A 17191-nucleotide genomic window follows, 5' to 3' on the forward strand; every position below is an offset into this window, starting at 1 on the left:
GCGGACGACGCCACGACGACACCCGCAACGCCGGTTCCGTGCACCGGCGACCCCGAACGGCCGTTCGTTGTGTCGTCGTGGCGCGGGTCACCCGCCGCCCGGACGGCACTCGCTGCGGCACAGGGGTTGTAGCGCCCGGATCGGCCGTTTCGCGTCCACAACCGCTGTGGCGCAGGGGTTGTGGCGCGGGAGCGGGCTTGTGGGCGGGCGGGGCGCGGTCAGGTGCGAGCGGGGCCCGTCGTGCCGCGGACGATGAGCTCGGGGGCGAAGAGGTACTCCGTCGTGGGGTGCTGGCCCGTCCGCAGCTGCTCGACGAGCGCCGTGATGGCGACCGCGGCCATGTCGCCGACCGGCTGGCGCAGCGACGTCAGCGGCGGGTCCATGAACGCGTTCACCGGGGAGTCGTCGAAGCCGATGACCGACACGTCGCCGGGGATGGAGAGGCCGAGCGCCCGGGCCGCCCGGATGACCCCGAGCGCCATGGGGTCGGACGCGCACACGATCCCCGTGGCGCCCGCCTCGATGAGCCGGCGACCCGTGGCCTGCCCGCCCTCGATCGTGAAGAGCGAGTGCTCGACGAGGCCGGTGATCTCCACGGGCGTGCCGCGGCGCGCCTCGACGAGGCGGGTCATCGCCTCGACCTTGCGCACGACGGGCGTGTAGCGCTCCGGCCCGACCGCGAGCCCGATCGTGCGGTGGCCGAGCGTCGCGAGGTGCTGGACGGCCATCTCGACGGCGTTGGCGTCGTCGACGGCGATGAAGGTGGCGTCGAGGTCCGGCACGAAGCCGTTGACGAGCACGAGCGGCACGCCGAGCCGGCGCAGGCGCAGGTAGCGGTCCGGGGGCGCCGTGGTGTCGGCGTGCATGCCGTTGACGACGACGAGCCCCGCCATCTGCCGGCCGAGCATGAGCTCGATCCACTCGTCCTCGCTCACGCCCGGCGTGAACTGGGAGCCGACGAGCGGGGTGTAGCCCTGCTGGACGAGCAGGGTCTGCATGCGCTGGACGAACGCCGGGAACACGGGGTTGTCGAGCTCGGGGACGATGAGCCCCACGACGTCGGTGTCGATACCGGTGCTGCGGCGGCTCGCGACGTACCCAGCGGCCTCCGCCGCCGCGAGGACACGCTGGCGGACCGCGTCGCTCACGCCGTTCTTGCCACGCAGGGCACGACTGACCGTCGCGGGGCTGACCCCCACCTCGGCGGCGATGACGTCCAGCGTGGTCACCTGCCGACTCTGGCACCCGCGCAAGTCCGCGCGCAAGGAGTTCGCTGTAGCCGCGTCAAGAATCGGTAAAGCCTTGCGAGAGTTCTGCGCAAGACTCTTCCGCTCTTGCGCTTGGTCTTGCTAGTGTCCGCGCCAGCCGCTCGAGCGTCGAGCGGGCCGACAGAACGGAGACACACCGATGCGACGACGCATCCCCATCGCAGCGATGGTTGCCGGCCTCGCGCTCGTGGCGACCGCGTGCGGCGACGGCGGCACCACCGACGAGGCCACCGCCGCGGCGCCGGAGCCCACCGACGAGGCCACCGCCGAGGCCAGCGAGCCGGCCGCCGAGCCGAGCGCCGAGGGCAGCGAGGCGCCGATCGAGCGCGCCGACGCCGACCTCGTCATCTGGACCGACGAGACCCGCGCCCCGATCGTGCAGGAGATCGGCGACGAGTTCGGCGCCGAGAACGACCTCACCGTGGCCGTCCAGCAGCTCGACTTCGGCGTCATCCGCGACCAGCTCATCCAGCGCGGTCCGGTCGGCGAGGGTCCGGACATCATCATCGGCGCCCACGACTGGCTGGGCCAGCTCGTGACGAACGGAGCCGTCGCGCCGCTCGAGCTCGGCGACGCCGAGGGCAACTTCCAGGAGGTCGCCGTCGAGGCGCTGTCCTACGAGGGCGTGACCTACGGCCTGCCCTACGCGGTCGAGAACGTCGCGCTCTTCCGGAACACGGCCCTCGCGCCCGAGGCGCCGGCCGACTTCCAGTCGATGCTCGACGAGGGCCAGGCGCTCGTCGACGCCGGTGACGCCGACCTCCCGCTCGCTCTCCAGGTGGGCGAGGCCGGCGACGTCTACCACTTCTACCCGATCCAGACCTCCTTCGGGTCGCAGATCTTCCGGCAGAACGAGGACGGCTCGTACAACCCCGACGACCTGCAGATCGACAACGAGGGCGGCATCGCCTTCGCCGAGCAGCTCGCCGAGTGGGGCGAGGCCGGCCTCATCAACCCGGACGTCACCTTCGACATCGCGTCCGAGGCCTTCGCCAGCGGCCGCGCCCCCTACGCCATCACCGGCCCGTGGAACGTCCCGACGTTCACCGACGGTGGCGTCGAGTTCGTCGTCGAGGCGATCCCGTCCGCCGGCGGGGAGCCGTCGCAGCCGTTCGTCGGCGTCCAGGGCTTCATGGTCTCCGCGTACGCGGAGAACCCGCTCGTGGCCAACGACTTCGTCCTCAACTACCTCGGGACCGAGGAGGTCGCGCAGGAGCTCTACGAGACCGGGCAGCGTCCGCCGGCTTTCCAGTCGGTGTTCGACGAGGTCTCGTCCGACCCGATCATCGCCGGCTTCGGTGAGTACGGCGCCACGGGCCAGCCGCTGCCCAACATCCCCGCGATGAACAGCGTGTGGGGCGACTACGGCAACGCCCAGCGCGACATCCTGCTCGGCAACGGCGAGCCCGCCACGCTCGTGCAGGACGCCGCAGAGCGGATCCGCGCCGCCATCGCCGGCGGCTGAGCCCTTCGCGCGACACGCACCACCACCGCACCACCGCTCACGCCCCGGGGGTCGGGATCCGTCCCGGCCCCCGGGTGCACCACCCCCACGCAGCAGGCGACGCACTCACCCCCGACGACGAAGCGGAGGCCCGGTGTCCGGCATCCTCACCACGACCCGGCCGCAGGGCGACCCGCCCGCGGCCCCACCACCGGGGGAACCCCCCGTCCCCGCGGGCAAGCCGCCGCGAGGTCCGGGGTTCCTCACGAGCCTGCTCCTCAAGACGCTCTTCATGGGCGTGCTCAACGCCCTCGGCGCCTTCGCCCTGTTCGTCTCCTTCGGGGCCGAGAACTGGGGCTTCTTCGCCTTCCTCCTCGTCTCGCTCGTCGTCGCCGACGTCATCTACTTCAGCAAGCGGCTCGTCCCGGCGAAGTACCTGTTCCCGGGCCTGTTCTTCCTCCTGATCTTCCAGATCTTCGTCGTCGCCTACACCGTCTTCATCAGCTTCACGAACTTCGGCGACGCCCACACGATCAACCAGAACCAGGCCCGCGAGCAGATCCTCGCCGTCTCGGAGCAGCGGGTCCCCGAGAGCCCCGCGTACGACCTCACGATCGTCGCCCGCGAGGGCCAGGCGGCCCCACCCGCCGGTGAGGACGCCGGAGCCGGCGACGCCGGGGCGGTCGACGCCCCCGAGGACCCGGCGGAGACGGCGCCGCAGGAGGAGCTCGCGTTCCTCCTCACGGGTCCCGACGGCGAGGTGAGCCTCGGCACCTCGGAGGGGCTGCAGGAGGTCGACGCCGACGCCGTGACGCTCGACGACGAGGGCGTCGCGACAGCGATCGAGGGCTGGGAGTCCCTGTCCCTGGGTGACCTCGCCGACCGCCAGCAGGCCGTCGTCGGTTTCCGGGTCCCCCTGGCCGACGAGGAGGACCCCGACGCAGGCAGCCTCCGCACGCAGGACGGCCGCATCGCCTACGAGTTCCGTCCCCAGCTGGAGTACGACGAGGAGGCGGACGCGCTCGTCGACACCCGGGACGGCACCGTCTACACCGCCGACCAGTCCGTCGGCTTCTACGTCGGCGAGGACGGCACCGAGCTCACACCAGGGTGGCGGGTGCCCGTCGGCGTCGACAACTACGTGCGCGTCTTCAACGACGACAGGCTCTCGGTCCTGCTCCTCGGCACCACGGTCTGGTCGTTCGCCTTCGCGGCGATCTCCGTGATCTCGACGTTCTTCCTCGGCGTCCTGCTCGCCATCGTCTTCGACAACCCGCGCATGCGCGGGCGCAAGCTCTACCGCTCCCTCATGATCCTCCCGTACGCGGCCCCCAGCTTCATGTCGATGCTGCTGTGGGCCGGCTTCCTCAACCCGAGCTTCGGGTTCGTCAACCAGATCCTGCTCGGCGGTGCCGACATCCCCTGGCTCACCGACCCGTGGCTCGCGCGCTTCAGCGTCCTCCTGGTGAACCTCTGGCTCGGCTTCCCCTACATGTTCCTCGTGTGCACGGGCGCCCTGCAGTCGATCCCCGGTGACGTCAAGGAAGCGGCCCGCGTCGACGGCGCGAGCGCGTTCCGGATCTTCCGGTCCATCACGCTGCCGCTGCTCATGGTGAGCGTCGCGCCGCTGCTCATCGCGAGCTTCGCCTTCAACTTCAACAACTTCACGCTCATCTACTTCGTCACGGGCGGCGGGCCGAACATCCCTGAGGCCTCCATCAGCCTCGGGGCCACCGACCTGCTCATCCACGTCGTCTACACGCTCGGGTTCGAGAGCGGCGGCGGCCAGCAGTGGGGCTTCGCCTGCGCGCTCAGCGTGCTGATCTTCTTCATCGTCGCCGGGATCTCCGCTGTCAGCTTCAGGCAGACCCGCGCGCTCGAGGACATCAACTGAGGAGCTGGGACACATGACCAAGTGGTTCACCGACACCGGCTGGCGACACCTCGTCGCCCTCGCGGTCCTCGTCTTCGCCCTGTTCCCGATCGTGTTCGTCATCAGCGCCTCCCTGAACCCCGCGGGGACGCTGACCGCGAGCAACCAGCTCTTCAGCCGGATCGGGACCGACAACTACGAGGCGCTCTTCAACACGCCCGTGTTCCCGTTCCCCCGCTGGTTCCTCAACACGATGTTCGTCGCCGTCGCGACCGCGGTCCTCCAGGTCTTCGTCGCCTGCCTCGCGGCGTACGCCTTCAGCCGCTTCCGGTTCGCGGGTCGTCGCATCGGGCTGCTCGGCCTCCTGCTCATCCAGATGTTCCCGCAGATCCTCGCGGCGATCGCGATCTTCCTGCTCGTCTTCGAGATCGGGAACCTGTTCCCCGCGATCGGCCTCGGCTCCACGCTCGGGCTCGTCTTCGTGTACATGGGCGGCGCGCTCGGCGTCTCGACGTTCCTCATCAAGGGCTTCTTCGACACGGTGCCGAAGGAGCTCGACGAGGCGATGAAGGTCGACGGCGCCAGCCACACGCGGATCTTCTTCACGATGATCCTGCCGCTGTCGGCGCCGGTCCTCGCCGTCGTCGTGCTGCTCGCGTTCATCACGACGCTCAACGAGTTCCTCGTGGCGAGCATCATCCTCACCGCACCGGAGGACCTCACCCTGGCGGTGGGCCTCTACGGGCTCGTCAGCAACTTCCTCAACGCCCAGTGGGGGTTCTTCGCCGCGGGCTCGCTCCTCGGCGCCATCCCCGCTGTCCTGCTGTTCCTCTGGCTGCAGAAGTACGTCGTGTCCGGCCTCACCGCCGGGGCGGGCAAGTGACCCGAGGGACCCGGCTGTGGGCCGAGCCGCACCACGACGGCTCGGCCCTGCACAGCCCGGAGGCGGCGGCCGCCACCCTCGGCGACGTCGTGCCCGTCCTGCTGCGCGTGCCGCACGCGGGACCCGGCGTGCAGGCGGTGCACGTGCGTCGCCTGCACGACGGCGAGCCCTTCTACACGGCGGCGGAGGTCGTCCGACGCGACGAGCACGACACGTGGTGGCAGGCCCGGCTGCCGCTGCGCAACCGGATGACGCACTACCGCTGGCTCCTCGACGACGGGCCGGACGGCTACCGGTGGGTCAACGCCGCCGGGACGTGGAGCCACGACGTCACCGACGCCGCCGACTTCGTCGTCAGCACGTACCGCCCCGCACCGGACTGGGCCGTGGACGGGGTCGTGTACCAGGTGTTCCCCGACCGGTTCGCCCGCTCCGGCGTCGACCACGGCCCACTGCCGGACTGGGCGGTGCCCGCCGAGTGGGGGGACCCCGTCGAGCACACCGGCCCCGAGACCCCGCTGCAGCTGTTCGGCGGCGACCTCGCCGGGGTCGAGCAGCACCTCGACCACCTGGCACGCCTCGGTGTCGACATCCTCTACCTCACCCCGTTCTTCCCGGCCGCGAGCAACCACCGCTACAACGCGTCGAGCTTCGACCGGGTCGACCCGCTGCTCGGCGGTGACGAGGCGCTCGCCTCCCTGGTCCGGGCCGCGCACCGGGCCGGTATCCGGGTGATGGGCGACCTCACGACCAACCACACCGGCGACACCCACGAGTGGTTCCTCGCCGCCCAGGCCGACCGCAGCTCGCCGGAGGCGTCCTTCTACTACTTCTTCGACGAGGGTCCCCAGCCGCAGCACGGTCCCCGGGGCGAGGTGGCGGCCGCCGACGGCCCGGACTACGAGGCGTGGTTCGCCATCCCGAGCCTGCCCAAGCTCGACCACGCCTCGCCGGAGCTCCGCCGCCGCATGGTGGAGGGACCCGGCAGCGTCGTGGCGCGCTGGCTCGAGGGACCGGACGGGCTCGACGGCTGGCGCATCGACGTCGCGAACATGACAGGACGGCGCGCCGACGACGACCACAACCACGAGGTGGCGCGGGCGGTCCGGCGGACCATGGACGAGACGAAGCCGGACAGCTTCCTGCTCGCCGAGCACTTCCACGACACCTCCGACGACGTCACCACCGGGGCCGGCGGCTGGGACGCCGTCATGAACTACGCCGCCTTCACCCGGCCGGTGTGGGAGTGGCTCGCCGAGCCCGGCTGCCGGATCGGGTTCCTCGGCCTCCCGGTCGAGGTCCCCCGCAAGCGCACCGAGGACGTCGTGGCGGCGATGCGCCAGTTCGCCGCCGCCGTGCCGTGGCACCAGGCGCTGCAGAACGTCAACAACATCGGCTCGCACGACACGCCCCGCGCCCGCACGGTGTTCGGCTCCGACGAGGCCCTGCTGGTCGGAGCCGCCCTGCTCGTCGGCTACCCCGGCATCCCCATGGTCTTCGCCGGTGACGAGCTGGGGCTGGAGGCGGAGGACGGCGAGCACGCGCGCACCCCGATGCCGTGGGACGACGACGACCGCTTCGCCGGGGCGGTGCTCGAGGCCTACGCCGGGCTGCTGGGACTGCGCCGGCGGTCCACGGCGCTGCGCCGCGGTGGCATGCGCTGGCTCTGCGCGGGGGAGGACGACATGGCGTGGCTGCGCGAGGCACCCGGCGAGCGGGTCGCCGTCGTCGTCGCCCGCGCCGCGAGCACCGTCGACCTGCCGGTGTCGCTGCTGGGCGAGCCGACGCTGCTGTGGCGCAGTCCCGGTGCGACGGTCGAGGCGGGCGCGACCGTCGTCCAGGTGCAGCTGCCCGGTCCGGGGGCCGTGGTCCTCCGCTGCGGCTGACGCCCTGCCCGCGCCGACGTGCGCGTCACCCGTCTGCCGTCTGGAGGGGAGGGCCGAGCCGGTCGAGTACCAGGAGGCCCGCAGCTCCGACGAATGGTCCGCCATGTCTCCTTCGCCCCCAGGACTCCTCGGACTCCTTCGACTCCTGGGCTCTCGATCGCGTGGTAGTGCCCCGATCGCCCTCGCTGTCCTCCTGACCGCGGTGACGGTCTCGGGCGACGTCCCCGGGAACGCCGCGTCGGGTGCCGCTGCGTCCACCCGCCCGTCGGCGGCGGCCGCGGAGACCGCCTGGTCCGCTGCGCGCAAGGCCGCTCGCACCGACATGTGGCGACCGGCCTCGACGGGCCGCTCGCGGTCCCGGGGACCGCTGGTCGCCGCCACGACGACCTCGACGGAGACCGCGGCGCCGACGACGAGCCCGACGACGAGCCCGACGACGAGCCTGACGACGAGCCCGACGACGAGCCCGACGACGAGCCTGACGACGAGCCTGACGACGAGCCTGACGACGAGCCCGACGACGAGCCCGACGACGAGCCTGACGACCAGCCTGACGACGAGCCCGACGACGAGCCCGACCGCACCGTCGACTGCGCTGTCGTACGGGTTCGAGCTGGGGACGGACGGATGGCGCGGCGAGAACTCCACCACGAGCCACAGCACCCTCGCCGCGGCGGTGGGAACGGGCTCGCTGCGGGTCACCCGCACCTTCCCGGGTGGCTGGGGAGCGCTGCGGGCCGGGGACGGGCGCAGCGCCCTGCGAGACATCCGCAACCAGGGCACGAGGCTCGAGGCCAGGGTCCTCGTGCCCGCCGGAACCTCTGGCTCGTGGCGGGCGCGACTCGAGGCCCAGGACTCCGGGTGGTCCTATGTCGCCGGCCCCACCTCGACGCTGGTGCCCGGTACATGGACGACCGTCTCATTCACCGTCCCGGACGTCGTCGCAGGCGGGATGAGGGCCGTCGGCGTGCAGGTGGAGTCCGACCAGGCGTCCGGCACCGTCCACGTCCACGTCGACGACGTCCGGCTGTCGACGGCTGCGGCGGACCCAGCGCCCACAGGGCGACCTGCTGCTCCCCGCGGGCTGAGAGCGAGCGGGAACACGATCGTCGACGAGTCGGGCCGGACCGTCCGCCTGCTGGGCGTCAACCAGTCGGGTACCGAGTACGCGTGCGCTCAGGGCTGGGGCTTCTTCGACGGGCCGGACGCCGAGCGGGCGAGCAGCGTCCCGCTGATGGGTGCCCGCTCCTGGGGGGCGACCGCGGTCCGGGTCCCCCTCAACGAGCACTGCTGGCTCGACGTCGACTCCGGCATACCGGCGCACCGGCGTGGCAGCGAGTACCGGGAGGCGATCACCCGGCAGGTGGCCGCGATCAACGCGCTCGGCATGGTCGCCGTCCTCGACCTGCACTGGCACGCCCCCGGCACCCGCCGGACGGACAACAACCCGATGACGAACCGCGAGCACTCGCCCCGCTTCTGGGCGTCGGTGGCGGCCCACTTCCGCGACAACCCTTCCGTCGTCTTCGAGCTCGTCAACGAGCCCCATCCCGACGGTGGCAGCACCAGCGCCGAGGCGTGGCGCTGCTGGCGCGACGGCGGCTGGTGCCCCCGGACCGTGGACCACGCGACCGGCGCCCCGTACGAGGTCGCCGGGGTGCAGGAACTGCTCGACGCCGTCCGCTCGACCGGCGCCCGACAGCTCGTGCTGGTCGGCGGGGTGCAGTGGAGCAACCGGCTCGACGGCTGGCTCGCCCACCGCCCGCACGACCCCATCGGGAACCTCGGGGTGGCGTGGCACGCCTACGACTTCAACGCCTGCCGCACCGCCGAGTGCTTCCTGGCGGAGGTGGCGCCCGTCGCGGCACAGCACCCGCTCGTCGCGACGGAGATCGGCCCGGACCAGCTGTGTGTCGGGTGCGCGCCGTCGTCCACCGGCTTCTCCGAGCGGCTGCTCGACCTGCTCGACGGGGAAGGCGCCGGGTACACCGCCTGGACCTGGAACCTGTGGCCAGGTGACGCCCACGTCCTCGTGCAGGACTGGGCCGGGACGCGGCCGACGCCGTGGGGCGACCAGGTGCGGGCGAGGCTGCAAACGGCCGCAACAGCGGGTGGGGCCGGCCCGAGAGCACACGTGTCGCCCTCAGGAGTTTGACCCCCACGCGGGCGGGTACAGCAAGCCCCAGCGCCGAGTTCGCCAACCTGGGGCGGGTTCCGTCAGGGTGGTGCAACGGCCGGTGCGTCACGTCCAGCTGTCCGCCCAAGGTCTGTCCCTCGACGTCGAGATCACGGCTGCTGATCCCCCCGCCGGAGCGACCCCTTGATCGTCTCGTTGCTGCTCGTCCTCGTCGCGCTCGCCCTCACCGCCGTCGCCGTCACCACCCTGTGGTGGCAGATGCACGCGTGGCTCCTGCCGGACCACGACGACCGCGCCCGCTACCCGGGCGCCGACGACACCGTCCTCGACCTCAATCAGGACCCGCCCCACCGCCGGCCGGTGGTACGCCGCTCCTTCTCGCTGATCATGCCGTGCCGGGAGGAGGAGGAGCCTGTCATGCGGGCCACCCTCGACGCGCTCCTCGCGCAGTCGCACCCGCATGTCGAGGTCATCATCTCCGTCGGCCACGACGACGTCCCGACCGTCGAGACCGCGCACCGGTTCGCCGCGCGGGACGCGCGGGTCCGCGTCTCGGTCAACCACGACCCCGTCGGCACGAAGAACAAGCCGAAGCAGCTGAACGACGCCCTCCTCATGTGCCGCAACGAGGTCGTGGGCGTCTTCGACGCGGAGTCGCTCGCCGCCCCGGACCTGCTCGTCAACGTCGACCGCGTGTTCTCCGAGCGCGACGCCGACGTCGTGCAGGGAGCGGTCCACCTCATGAACTACCAGGACTCGTGGTTCAGCCTCCGTAACTGCATGGAGTACCGGATCTGGTTCCGCAGTCGGCTGCACGGGCACGCGCTGTCCGGGTTCATCCCCCTCGGCGGCAACACCGTCTTCGTCCGCCGCGACCTGCTGCTGGAGGTCGGCGGCTGGGACGGCTCCTGCCTCGCCGAGGACTGCGACCTCGGCGTGCGCCTGTCCACGCGCGGGCGACGCATCGAGGTCGCCTACGACCCGTCGCTCGTCACGCGTGAGGAGACCCCGGAACGCATCCCCCAGCTCGTCAAGCAGCGGACGCGCTGGGCGCTCGGCTTCATGCAGGTGCTGTCGAAGGGCGACTGGAAGCGACTCCCGACGCGCTCGCGTCGCGTGCACGCGTGGTGGACCCTCGTACAGCAGCACGCCGTCGCATTCGCCGGTCTCGTGCTGCCCGTCGCCGTCCTCACGGCGTTCCTCGCCGAGGTGCCGCCGCTCGTCGTGCTCGTCACCCTGCTGCCGCTCGTGCCGACCCTCGCGATGCTCGCCTTCGAGGTGCTCATCCTCCGGGAGTGGGACGAGGAGATGCAGCTGGGCGTGCGCTTCCGCGACTACGTGCGGCTCGTGGTGTCGATGCCCTTCTACCAGGTGCTGCTCGCCGTGGCGGTGGTCCGCGCGCTCGTCAAGTACGTGACGGGCGACTTCGCGTGGGAGAAGACAGCCCACGTGGGGTCCCACCTGACGGGGGCCGCGTCCGGCGACGCCGTGCCTGCACGTGATCGAGTGGAGGTGGCCGCGTGAGCGCACCCACCCTCGAGCGCGGCACCGCACCCGCGCCGCTGCCGGCGATCGACCCGTTCCCGCGACACGGACGCGCGCCGGCACCACCGTCCGGCCCCCCGCACCCGCCGCGCCACGCCCGTGCGCGCCGGCGCCCGACCTCTTCGACCGCCGGTCCGCTCGTCACGCGGCTGACCGTCGTCCTGTCGCTCGTCGTGATCGGGGCGGCGCATGCGACCAACCTCGTCGGCTGGCCGCGCTTCGTCGACGACGAGGGCACGTACTTCTCGCAGGCCTGGGCCGTGCAGGAGCTCGGCACCCTCGCGCCGTACACCTACTGGTACGACCACCCGCCCGTCGGCTGGCTGCAGCTGGCCGGGCTGACGTGGCTGCCCGACCTGATCCTCGACGACGGTCCCGCCCTGCTCGCCGGCCGGGCCGTCATGGTGGGCTACGTCGTCGTCTCGGCGCTGCTGCTCCTCCTGCTCGCCCGCCGGGTGGGCATGTCCCGCGGATGGGCCCTCGCCACCGTGCTGGTGTGGGCCCTCAACCCGCTCACGCTGTTCTGGGGGCGCCAGGTCCTGCTCGACAACGTCGCGATGCCGTGGCTGCTCGGGGCCTTCGTCCTCGCCCTCAACCGTCGCCGCCATCTCGGGCTCCACATGCTCGCGGGCCTCGCCTTCGGCATCGCCGTCCTCACGAAGGAGACCGTGCTCGTGCTCGCGCCGGCGCTCCTCGTCGCGGTGTGGCAGGCCACCTACCCGCGCACGCGGCGCTTCGCCGTCGTGGGGCTCGGCGTGGTGACCGCGCTCACCGGCGCCCTCTACCTCACGTACGCCGCCATTCGCAGCGAGCTGCTCCCCAGCGACGAGCGGGTCTCCGTGTGGGCGGCTGTGCAGTTCCAGCTGTCCTCGCGCGAGGGGTCCGGCTCCGTCCTCGACCCCTCCGGTGCCGACGGCGGGGCCCACGGCACCGTCCTCGGCTGGCTCGACCAGGACCCGTACCTCCTGCTCCTCGGCATCGGTCTCTCGTTGCCCGCGCTGCTCCTGCGCCGGTTGCGCCCGGCAGCGCTCGCGGTCGTGATCGCGACGCTCGTCGCGCTCCGGCCCGGCGGCTACCTACCGGCGATGTACGTCATCGCGATGTTGCCGTTCTGCGCGCTCGTGCTCGTCGGTGTCGTCGACGAGCTGTGGCAGCGCATGCGGGCCGGTCGGCACGGTGTGTCCCTCGTGCCGTCGTACCTCCTCGTCGTCGTGGTCGCGCTCATGGCGTGGCAGCCCGTGCAGGACGCCCGCGAGCGCTACCGCTTCGCCTACGCCGCGGACCAGAACGCCGTCCACGCCCGCGCCCTCGAGGTCGTCGAGGCCGAGGTGCCCGACGACGCCGTCCTCGTCGTGGACAACACCTACTGGAACGACCTCGTCGCGGCGGGCAGGGACCGCGAGGACGTCGTGTGGTTCTACAAGGTCGACTCCGACCCGGCCGTCGCCGAGGAGGTCGTGCCGAGCTACGAGAGCATCGACTACCTGCTGTGGACCCGGGACTCCATGAGCGACATGGCCCCGGTCGTCCGCGAGGCCTACGACAACAGCGAGGTCGTGTGGTCCGGCGGCGTGGGGGTGCGCCGCGTCGAGCTCCGCGACGTCCTCACGCAGGCGGAGATCGAGGAGCGCGAGGCCCGTGCGGCCTCGCGGCAGCGCCAGGAACTCGCGCTCGAGCGCCGCGCCCTCGAGCTGCGCCTCGCGGCGCCGAGCCCCTACGAGGGCCTGACGAACGGGCAGGTCGACGCCATCCGCTCGGAGGCGGCGGACGCCACCCCCGCCGAGCTGGCCGACCGCTACGGCACCACGACCGACGTCGTCACCGACGTCCTCGCCGAGACCCCCGAGGAGACCTCGTGAGCCCCACCGCCCCCGACACGACAGTCGTCGTGCCCACCTTCAACGAGGGCGGCAACGTCGAGATCCTCGTCCGCCGGCTGTCCACCGCCCTCGAGCGGCCCGAGACCGCGGAGGTCCTCTTCGTCGACGACTCCACCGACGACACCCCCGACCGCGTCCGCGAGGTGGCGCGGCAGGGACACCCCGTCCGGGTGCGCCTGCTGCACCGGGCGCCGGGCGAGCGGGTCGGAGGGCTCGCAGGTGCAGTGACCGCCGGGATCCGTGACAGCCGCGCGTCGTTCGTCGTCGTCATGGACGGCGACCTCCAGCACCCGCCGGAGCTCGTCCCCGCCCTTCGTCATGCGGCAGAGGACGCCGATGTCGTCGTCGCGAGCCGGTACACCGGTGACGGCGACGCCGGTGGTCTGGCCGGCTCCTGGCGGCGGTCGGTGTCCGGGGTGAGCACGATGCTGGCTCGTGCGTGCTTCCCGAAGCGCATCGGGCGGCTGTGCACCGACCCGATGACGGGCTTCTTCTGCCTGCGCCGCGCGGCCGTCGACACCGACCGGCTGCGGCCTCGCGGGTTCAAGATCCTGCTCGAGGTGCTCGCCCGCCACGACCTGCGGGTCCTGGAGCTGCCGTTCGCGTTCGGTGTCCGCCATGACGGGGAGAGCAAGGCGTCGTGGCGCAACGGTCTGCATTTCCTCCATCAGCTCGTCAGCCTCCGGATGGGGCGCATGAGCCGCTTCGCGGTGGTGGGGGCGCTCGGTGCCCTCGTCAACCTCGCCGTCATGTGGGCCCTCGTGGCGGTCGCGACGCCGTACGTGGCGGCGGCCGTGGTGGCGGCGGAGGTGAGCATCCTCCACAACTTCCTGCTGTCGGAGCGCTTCGTGTTCCACGACCTGCGCGACGGCGTCCACCCGTGGTGGTCCCGGGCGCTGCAGTTCTTCGCGTTCAACAACATCGAGACCGCCCTGCGGCTGCCGGCGCTCGTGGCGCTCGTGTCCCTCACCGGGCTGCACCCCGTCGCCGCGCAGGCCGTCACGATCGCCGTCGCCTTCGTCGTCCGGTTCCTCTTCGTGTCCCGGGTCGTGTATCGCGGTCGGCCGCCGCGCACGGTGCCCGTCGCGCCGGACGCGGTCGTGGTCGCGTCCGAGGGCCAACCGGTCGGTGCCCGTCGCGGTGCCTGAGGCCGGCACCGCGCCGGTCCTGACCCGCCGCTCCCTCCTGCGGGGTGCGGCGGGCGTCGCCGTCGTCCCGCTCCTCGTTGTGGCAGCCGCGTGCGCCGGGCGTACCCCCGGCCGGGTGGGGGTCAACGTCGCGGGTGCGGAGTTCGAGGTCGGGGGCGCCTTCGACCCCGTGAGCACCGCCGAGCTGCTCGCCCAGCGCGGCTACGAACTCGTCAGGCTGCCGTTCCTTTGGGAGTCGGTCCAGCCCCACCTCGGCCGTTCGCTCGAGCCCGCCTACCTCGCCGAGCTGCGGACGGTCGTCGGGCACTGCACGGAGCGGGGCATGGCGTGCGTCCTCGACGTCCACGGCTTCGGTCGCTTCCGCGGGGAGCCGGTCGGCAGCCCGGCCGTGCCGGTCGAGGCCTTCGCCGACCTGTGGGGCCGGCTGGCCGGAGCCCTCGTCGGCGACGACCGGGTCGAGCTCGGCCTGATGAACGAGCCGCACGACATGCCGGGCGGTGCGCGCGGCTGGGAGACCGCCGCCCAGGCGGCGGTCGACGCCGTGCGCGGAGCCGGGTCCCGTGCGTGGGTGTGGGTGTCCGGGGAGCGGTGGTCGTCAGCGGCGTCGTGGGCCGTCACGCACCCGCGGTGGTTTGTGGAAGACCCGCTGGGCCGTAGCGGGGCGGAGGCGCACTACTACTTCGATGCGAGCAACGAGCACCGGGGCACGTACCCGGCACCGTTCGCCGTCGACGACGCCCGCGCACGACGCGACGGCTGGGAGTCGCTTGCCGCGAAGGTGGCGACCGAGCTCGACGGCTTCCTCCGATGGTGCGACGAGCAGGGGGTGCGCGGGCTCCTCGGCGAGGTCGGCTGGCCGTCCGGTGAGCCCGCGGCAGCGCACCCCGAAGACTGGCGCCGCTGGAACCGGCTGGGCGCGCAGGCGTACGAGCGCCTCATCGGCGGGGGCGTCGACGTCGCCTGCTGGGCCACCGGCGAGCGCTGGGGCGACGGCTACCCCTTGTCGGTGTACACGGGGACTCCGCTGCGTCACGCGACCAGCATCGCCCGGGTCGTGGAGCCGGCGCGGCACTGAGGCGTCCGCGCCGGCTCCCCGTGGCAATGCGGCCTCAGCCGGCCGCAGCGAGGGCCGCGGCGAGCTCATCCTCCAGGTCGAGGTGGGCGACGGGGTCCGCGACCCCCGCGACCTCCGCCTCCAGCTCGCGGACGAGCGGGATGACGCGCCGCCCGAAGGCCTCCACCTCCTCCCGGACGTGGAGGAAGCCGAGCAGGAGCAGGTCGACGCCGACGAGGCGGTAGGCGAGCACGCGACGGGCCACCTGCTCGGGCGTGCCGACGAGCCCGGTGCGGAAGCCGTCATTGTACTGGACGAGGTCCCGGAACGTGCTGTCCGACCACATGCCCGTCCCGTCCGACGTCGACCGGCCCGCCTGCCGGACCGCCTCGCCGAAGCCCTCGACCTTCTCGACGTCGGCGTGGGCGACGATGTCCTCGACGACCTGCCGGGCCTCCGCCTCCGTGTCGCGGACCACGGCGAACCCGTTGACGCCGAATCGCACGCGGCGCCCGTTCGCGGCCGCGTAGCCGCCGACCTGCGCGACCTGCTCCGCGACGCCCTCGGGGCTGTTGCCGTTCATGAAGTACCAGTCGCTCACCCGCCCGGCCATGTGCCGGGCGTCGGTGGAGTTGCCGCCCTGGAAGATCTCCGGGAGGACGTCCGGCTGGGGGCGGAAGGTGAGGTCGCGGGTGCGGAAGAAGTCGCCCCGGTACGTGAAGCCGTCGGTGGTCCACGCCCCGCGCAGTACCTCGATGAACTCCTCGGACTGCCGGTAGCGCTCCCCGTGCTCCAGCCACGTCGCGCCCAACGACACCGCCTCGCCCTTGAACCAGCCGGACACGACGTTGAGGGCGAGCCTGCCGCCCGTGAGGGCCTGGGCGGTGGCGGCCCACTTCGCGAGGACGGTCGGTTGCCAGAAGTAGGGGTGGACGGCGGCGATGACCTTGAGGCGCTGGGTCGCGAGCAGCAGGGCGAGGGAGAACGACGTCGACTCGTGCTGCTCGTCCGCGCCGTAGCTCGCGCCGTAGCGGACCTGCGTGAGGGCGTAGTCGAAGCCTGCGGCCTCGGCGGCCCGCGCGGTGTCGACGTTGTACTCGGGGCTGTGCGACGTCCGTTGGGGCAGGGTCGAGACGACGAGGCCGCCGGAGACGTTGGGCACCCAGTAGGCGAAGCGGAGCGGAGTGCTCGTGCCGGCGAAGCGCAGGGGGTCGGCGAAGCGGACGGGCTCGGTCATGCGACGGCTCCTTCGAGAGCGGCGGGACGCGTGTAGGTGCGGGAGTGGTGGACGAGCGGCTCGACGCCCGGGGAGTCGGCTCCCGTGACGCGGTGGACCTCGCCGAGGGCGAGGAGGGAGTCCCCTGCCTCGACGAACCGCAGGACGGCGCCGGCGACGCGGGTGACGACCCCGTCGAGGTGCGGCAGGTCGTCGTCGCCCCAGCGCCACGCGGTCGCGGGCCCGAAGCGGAGGGCGGCGTCGGCGGCGAAGCGTCGGGCGAGCTCGGCCTGGTCGGCGGCGAGCAGGTGGACGGCGTAGCGGCCGCTCTGCACGAGGGCGTGCAGGCTCGAGGACGACCTCGAGACGTTGAACGACAGCAGCGGCGGGACGAGGGAGACGGAGGTGACGGACACGGCGGTGAACCCGACGGGCCGGCCTGCGTGCGCGGTCGTGACGACCCAGACGCTCGAGGCGTCGGATCGGAACGCGCGGCGCAGGTCCACGGCGGGTCCACCCCAGGTGGGGGTGGTCATGGTGGCTCCTGTGGGCGGTGCGGGAAGGGTGGTCGGGCGGCTCAGGAGGTCCGGCGCCGACAGGCGCTGGACCCGGTCCTGTGCAGGTCGACCACACGGCGGCGCACCAGCCGCGGCGCGCGGGTCGGGTCAGGAGCAGGACGGACGTTCACGGTGATGGCCTCCATCGGCCTGGCGGGAGCACCCTCACCCGTCACCGGGGGGTTGCTGCGGCGTCGACGAGCCAGGTCTCTCGGCCGCTCTGGATGGACGAGGACGACTGTGGCGGCCGTCGCCCCCTCGTGTCCACCTCCCGCAGCGGACGTCTCACGCCTCGGACGT

12 protein-coding genes and 1 riboswitch are annotated in these 17191 nt (G+C 72.4%); of the genes, 9 read left to right on the forward strand and 3 right to left on the reverse strand.

Annotated features, from left to right (window positions below):
• Positions 1-218: 218 nt before the first annotated feature.
• On the reverse strand, positions 219-1229 hold the full coding sequence (locus WAB14_RS03840; RefSeq protein WP_340267600.1) for a LacI family DNA-binding transcriptional regulator: 1011 nt from the start codon (positions 1227-1229) through the stop codon (positions 219-221).
• A 178-nt stretch (positions 1230-1407) separates the two neighbouring features.
• Between WAB14_RS03840 and WAB14_RS03845 the strand changes: the two genes are divergently transcribed.
• The 9 genes from WAB14_RS03845 (at position 1408) to WAB14_RS03885 (ending at position 15139) form a co-directional block, all read left to right on the forward strand.
• Positions 1408-2733, forward strand: coding sequence for a sugar ABC transporter substrate-binding protein (locus WAB14_RS03845; RefSeq protein WP_340267602.1), 1326 nt, complete (start codon positions 1408-1410; stop codon positions 2731-2733).
• A gap of 133 nt (positions 2734-2866) precedes the next feature.
• On the forward strand, positions 2867-4606 hold the full coding sequence (locus WAB14_RS03850; protein WP_340267604.1) for an ABC transporter permease subunit: 1740 nt from the start codon (positions 2867-2869) through the stop codon (positions 4604-4606).
• 13 nt (positions 4607-4619) lie between these two features.
• Entirely contained in the window at positions 4620-5468 is an 849-nt protein-coding gene (locus tag WAB14_RS03855; RefSeq protein WP_340267605.1) for a sugar ABC transporter permease, read from the forward strand.
• On the forward strand, positions 5465-7354 hold the full coding sequence (locus WAB14_RS03860; RefSeq protein WP_340267607.1) for a glycoside hydrolase family 13 protein: 1890 nt from the start codon (positions 5465-5467) through the stop codon (positions 7352-7354). The genes WAB14_RS03855 and WAB14_RS03860 overlap by 4 nt, the downstream gene beginning before the upstream one ends.
• 202 nt (positions 7355-7556) lie before the next feature.
• Positions 7557-9509: a cellulase family glycosylhydrolase gene (locus WAB14_RS03865; RefSeq protein WP_340267609.1), complete on the forward strand. Its 1953-nt coding sequence runs from the start codon at positions 7557-7559 to the stop codon at positions 9507-9509.
• A 165-nt stretch (positions 9510-9674) separates the two neighbouring features.
• Positions 9675-11015, forward strand: coding sequence for a glycosyltransferase family 2 protein (locus WAB14_RS03870; RefSeq protein ID WP_340267611.1), 1341 nt, complete (start codon positions 9675-9677; stop codon positions 11013-11015).
• Positions 11012-12895 carry an ArnT family glycosyltransferase gene (locus tag WAB14_RS03875; protein WP_340267613.1) on the forward strand — a complete coding sequence of 628 codons (1884 nt, stop codon included), beginning with the start codon at positions 11012-11014 and terminating at the stop codon, positions 12893-12895. The genes WAB14_RS03870 and WAB14_RS03875 overlap by 4 nt, the downstream gene beginning before the upstream one ends.
• Positions 12892-14064 (forward strand): GtrA family protein, encoded by a 1173-nt coding sequence (locus WAB14_RS03880; RefSeq protein WP_340267615.1) that lies wholly within the window; start codon positions 12892-12894, stop codon positions 14062-14064. Before WAB14_RS03875 ends, WAB14_RS03880 begins: the two co-directional genes overlap by 4 nt.
• Entirely contained in the window at positions 14057-15139 is a 1083-nt protein-coding gene (locus tag WAB14_RS03885; RefSeq protein WP_340267617.1) for a glycoside hydrolase family 5 protein, read from the forward strand. Before WAB14_RS03880 ends, WAB14_RS03885 begins: the two co-directional genes overlap by 8 nt.
• A 34-nt stretch (positions 15140-15173) precedes the next feature.
• Here WAB14_RS03885 and sfnG read toward each other — a convergent pair whose 3' ends face one another.
• A complete protein-coding gene (gene sfnG / locus WAB14_RS03890; RefSeq protein ID WP_340267619.1) occupies positions 15174-16355 on the reverse strand; it encodes a dimethylsulfone monooxygenase SfnG in 1182 nt (393 codons plus the stop codon).
• Positions 16352-16870: a flavin reductase family protein gene (locus WAB14_RS03895; protein ID WP_340267621.1), complete on the reverse strand. Its 519-nt coding sequence runs from the start codon at positions 16868-16870 to the stop codon at positions 16352-16354. Before WAB14_RS03895 ends, sfnG begins: the two co-directional genes overlap by 4 nt.
• Before the next feature lie 160 nt (positions 16871-17030).
• Positions 17031-17122, reverse strand: a riboswitch (SAM riboswitch).
• Positions 17123-17191: the final 69 nt, after the last annotated feature.

Source organism: Aquipuribacter nitratireducens, from assembly GCF_037860835.1.
Classification (GTDB): domain Bacteria; phylum Actinomycetota; class Actinomycetes; order Actinomycetales; family JBBAYJ01; genus Aquipuribacter; species Aquipuribacter nitratireducens.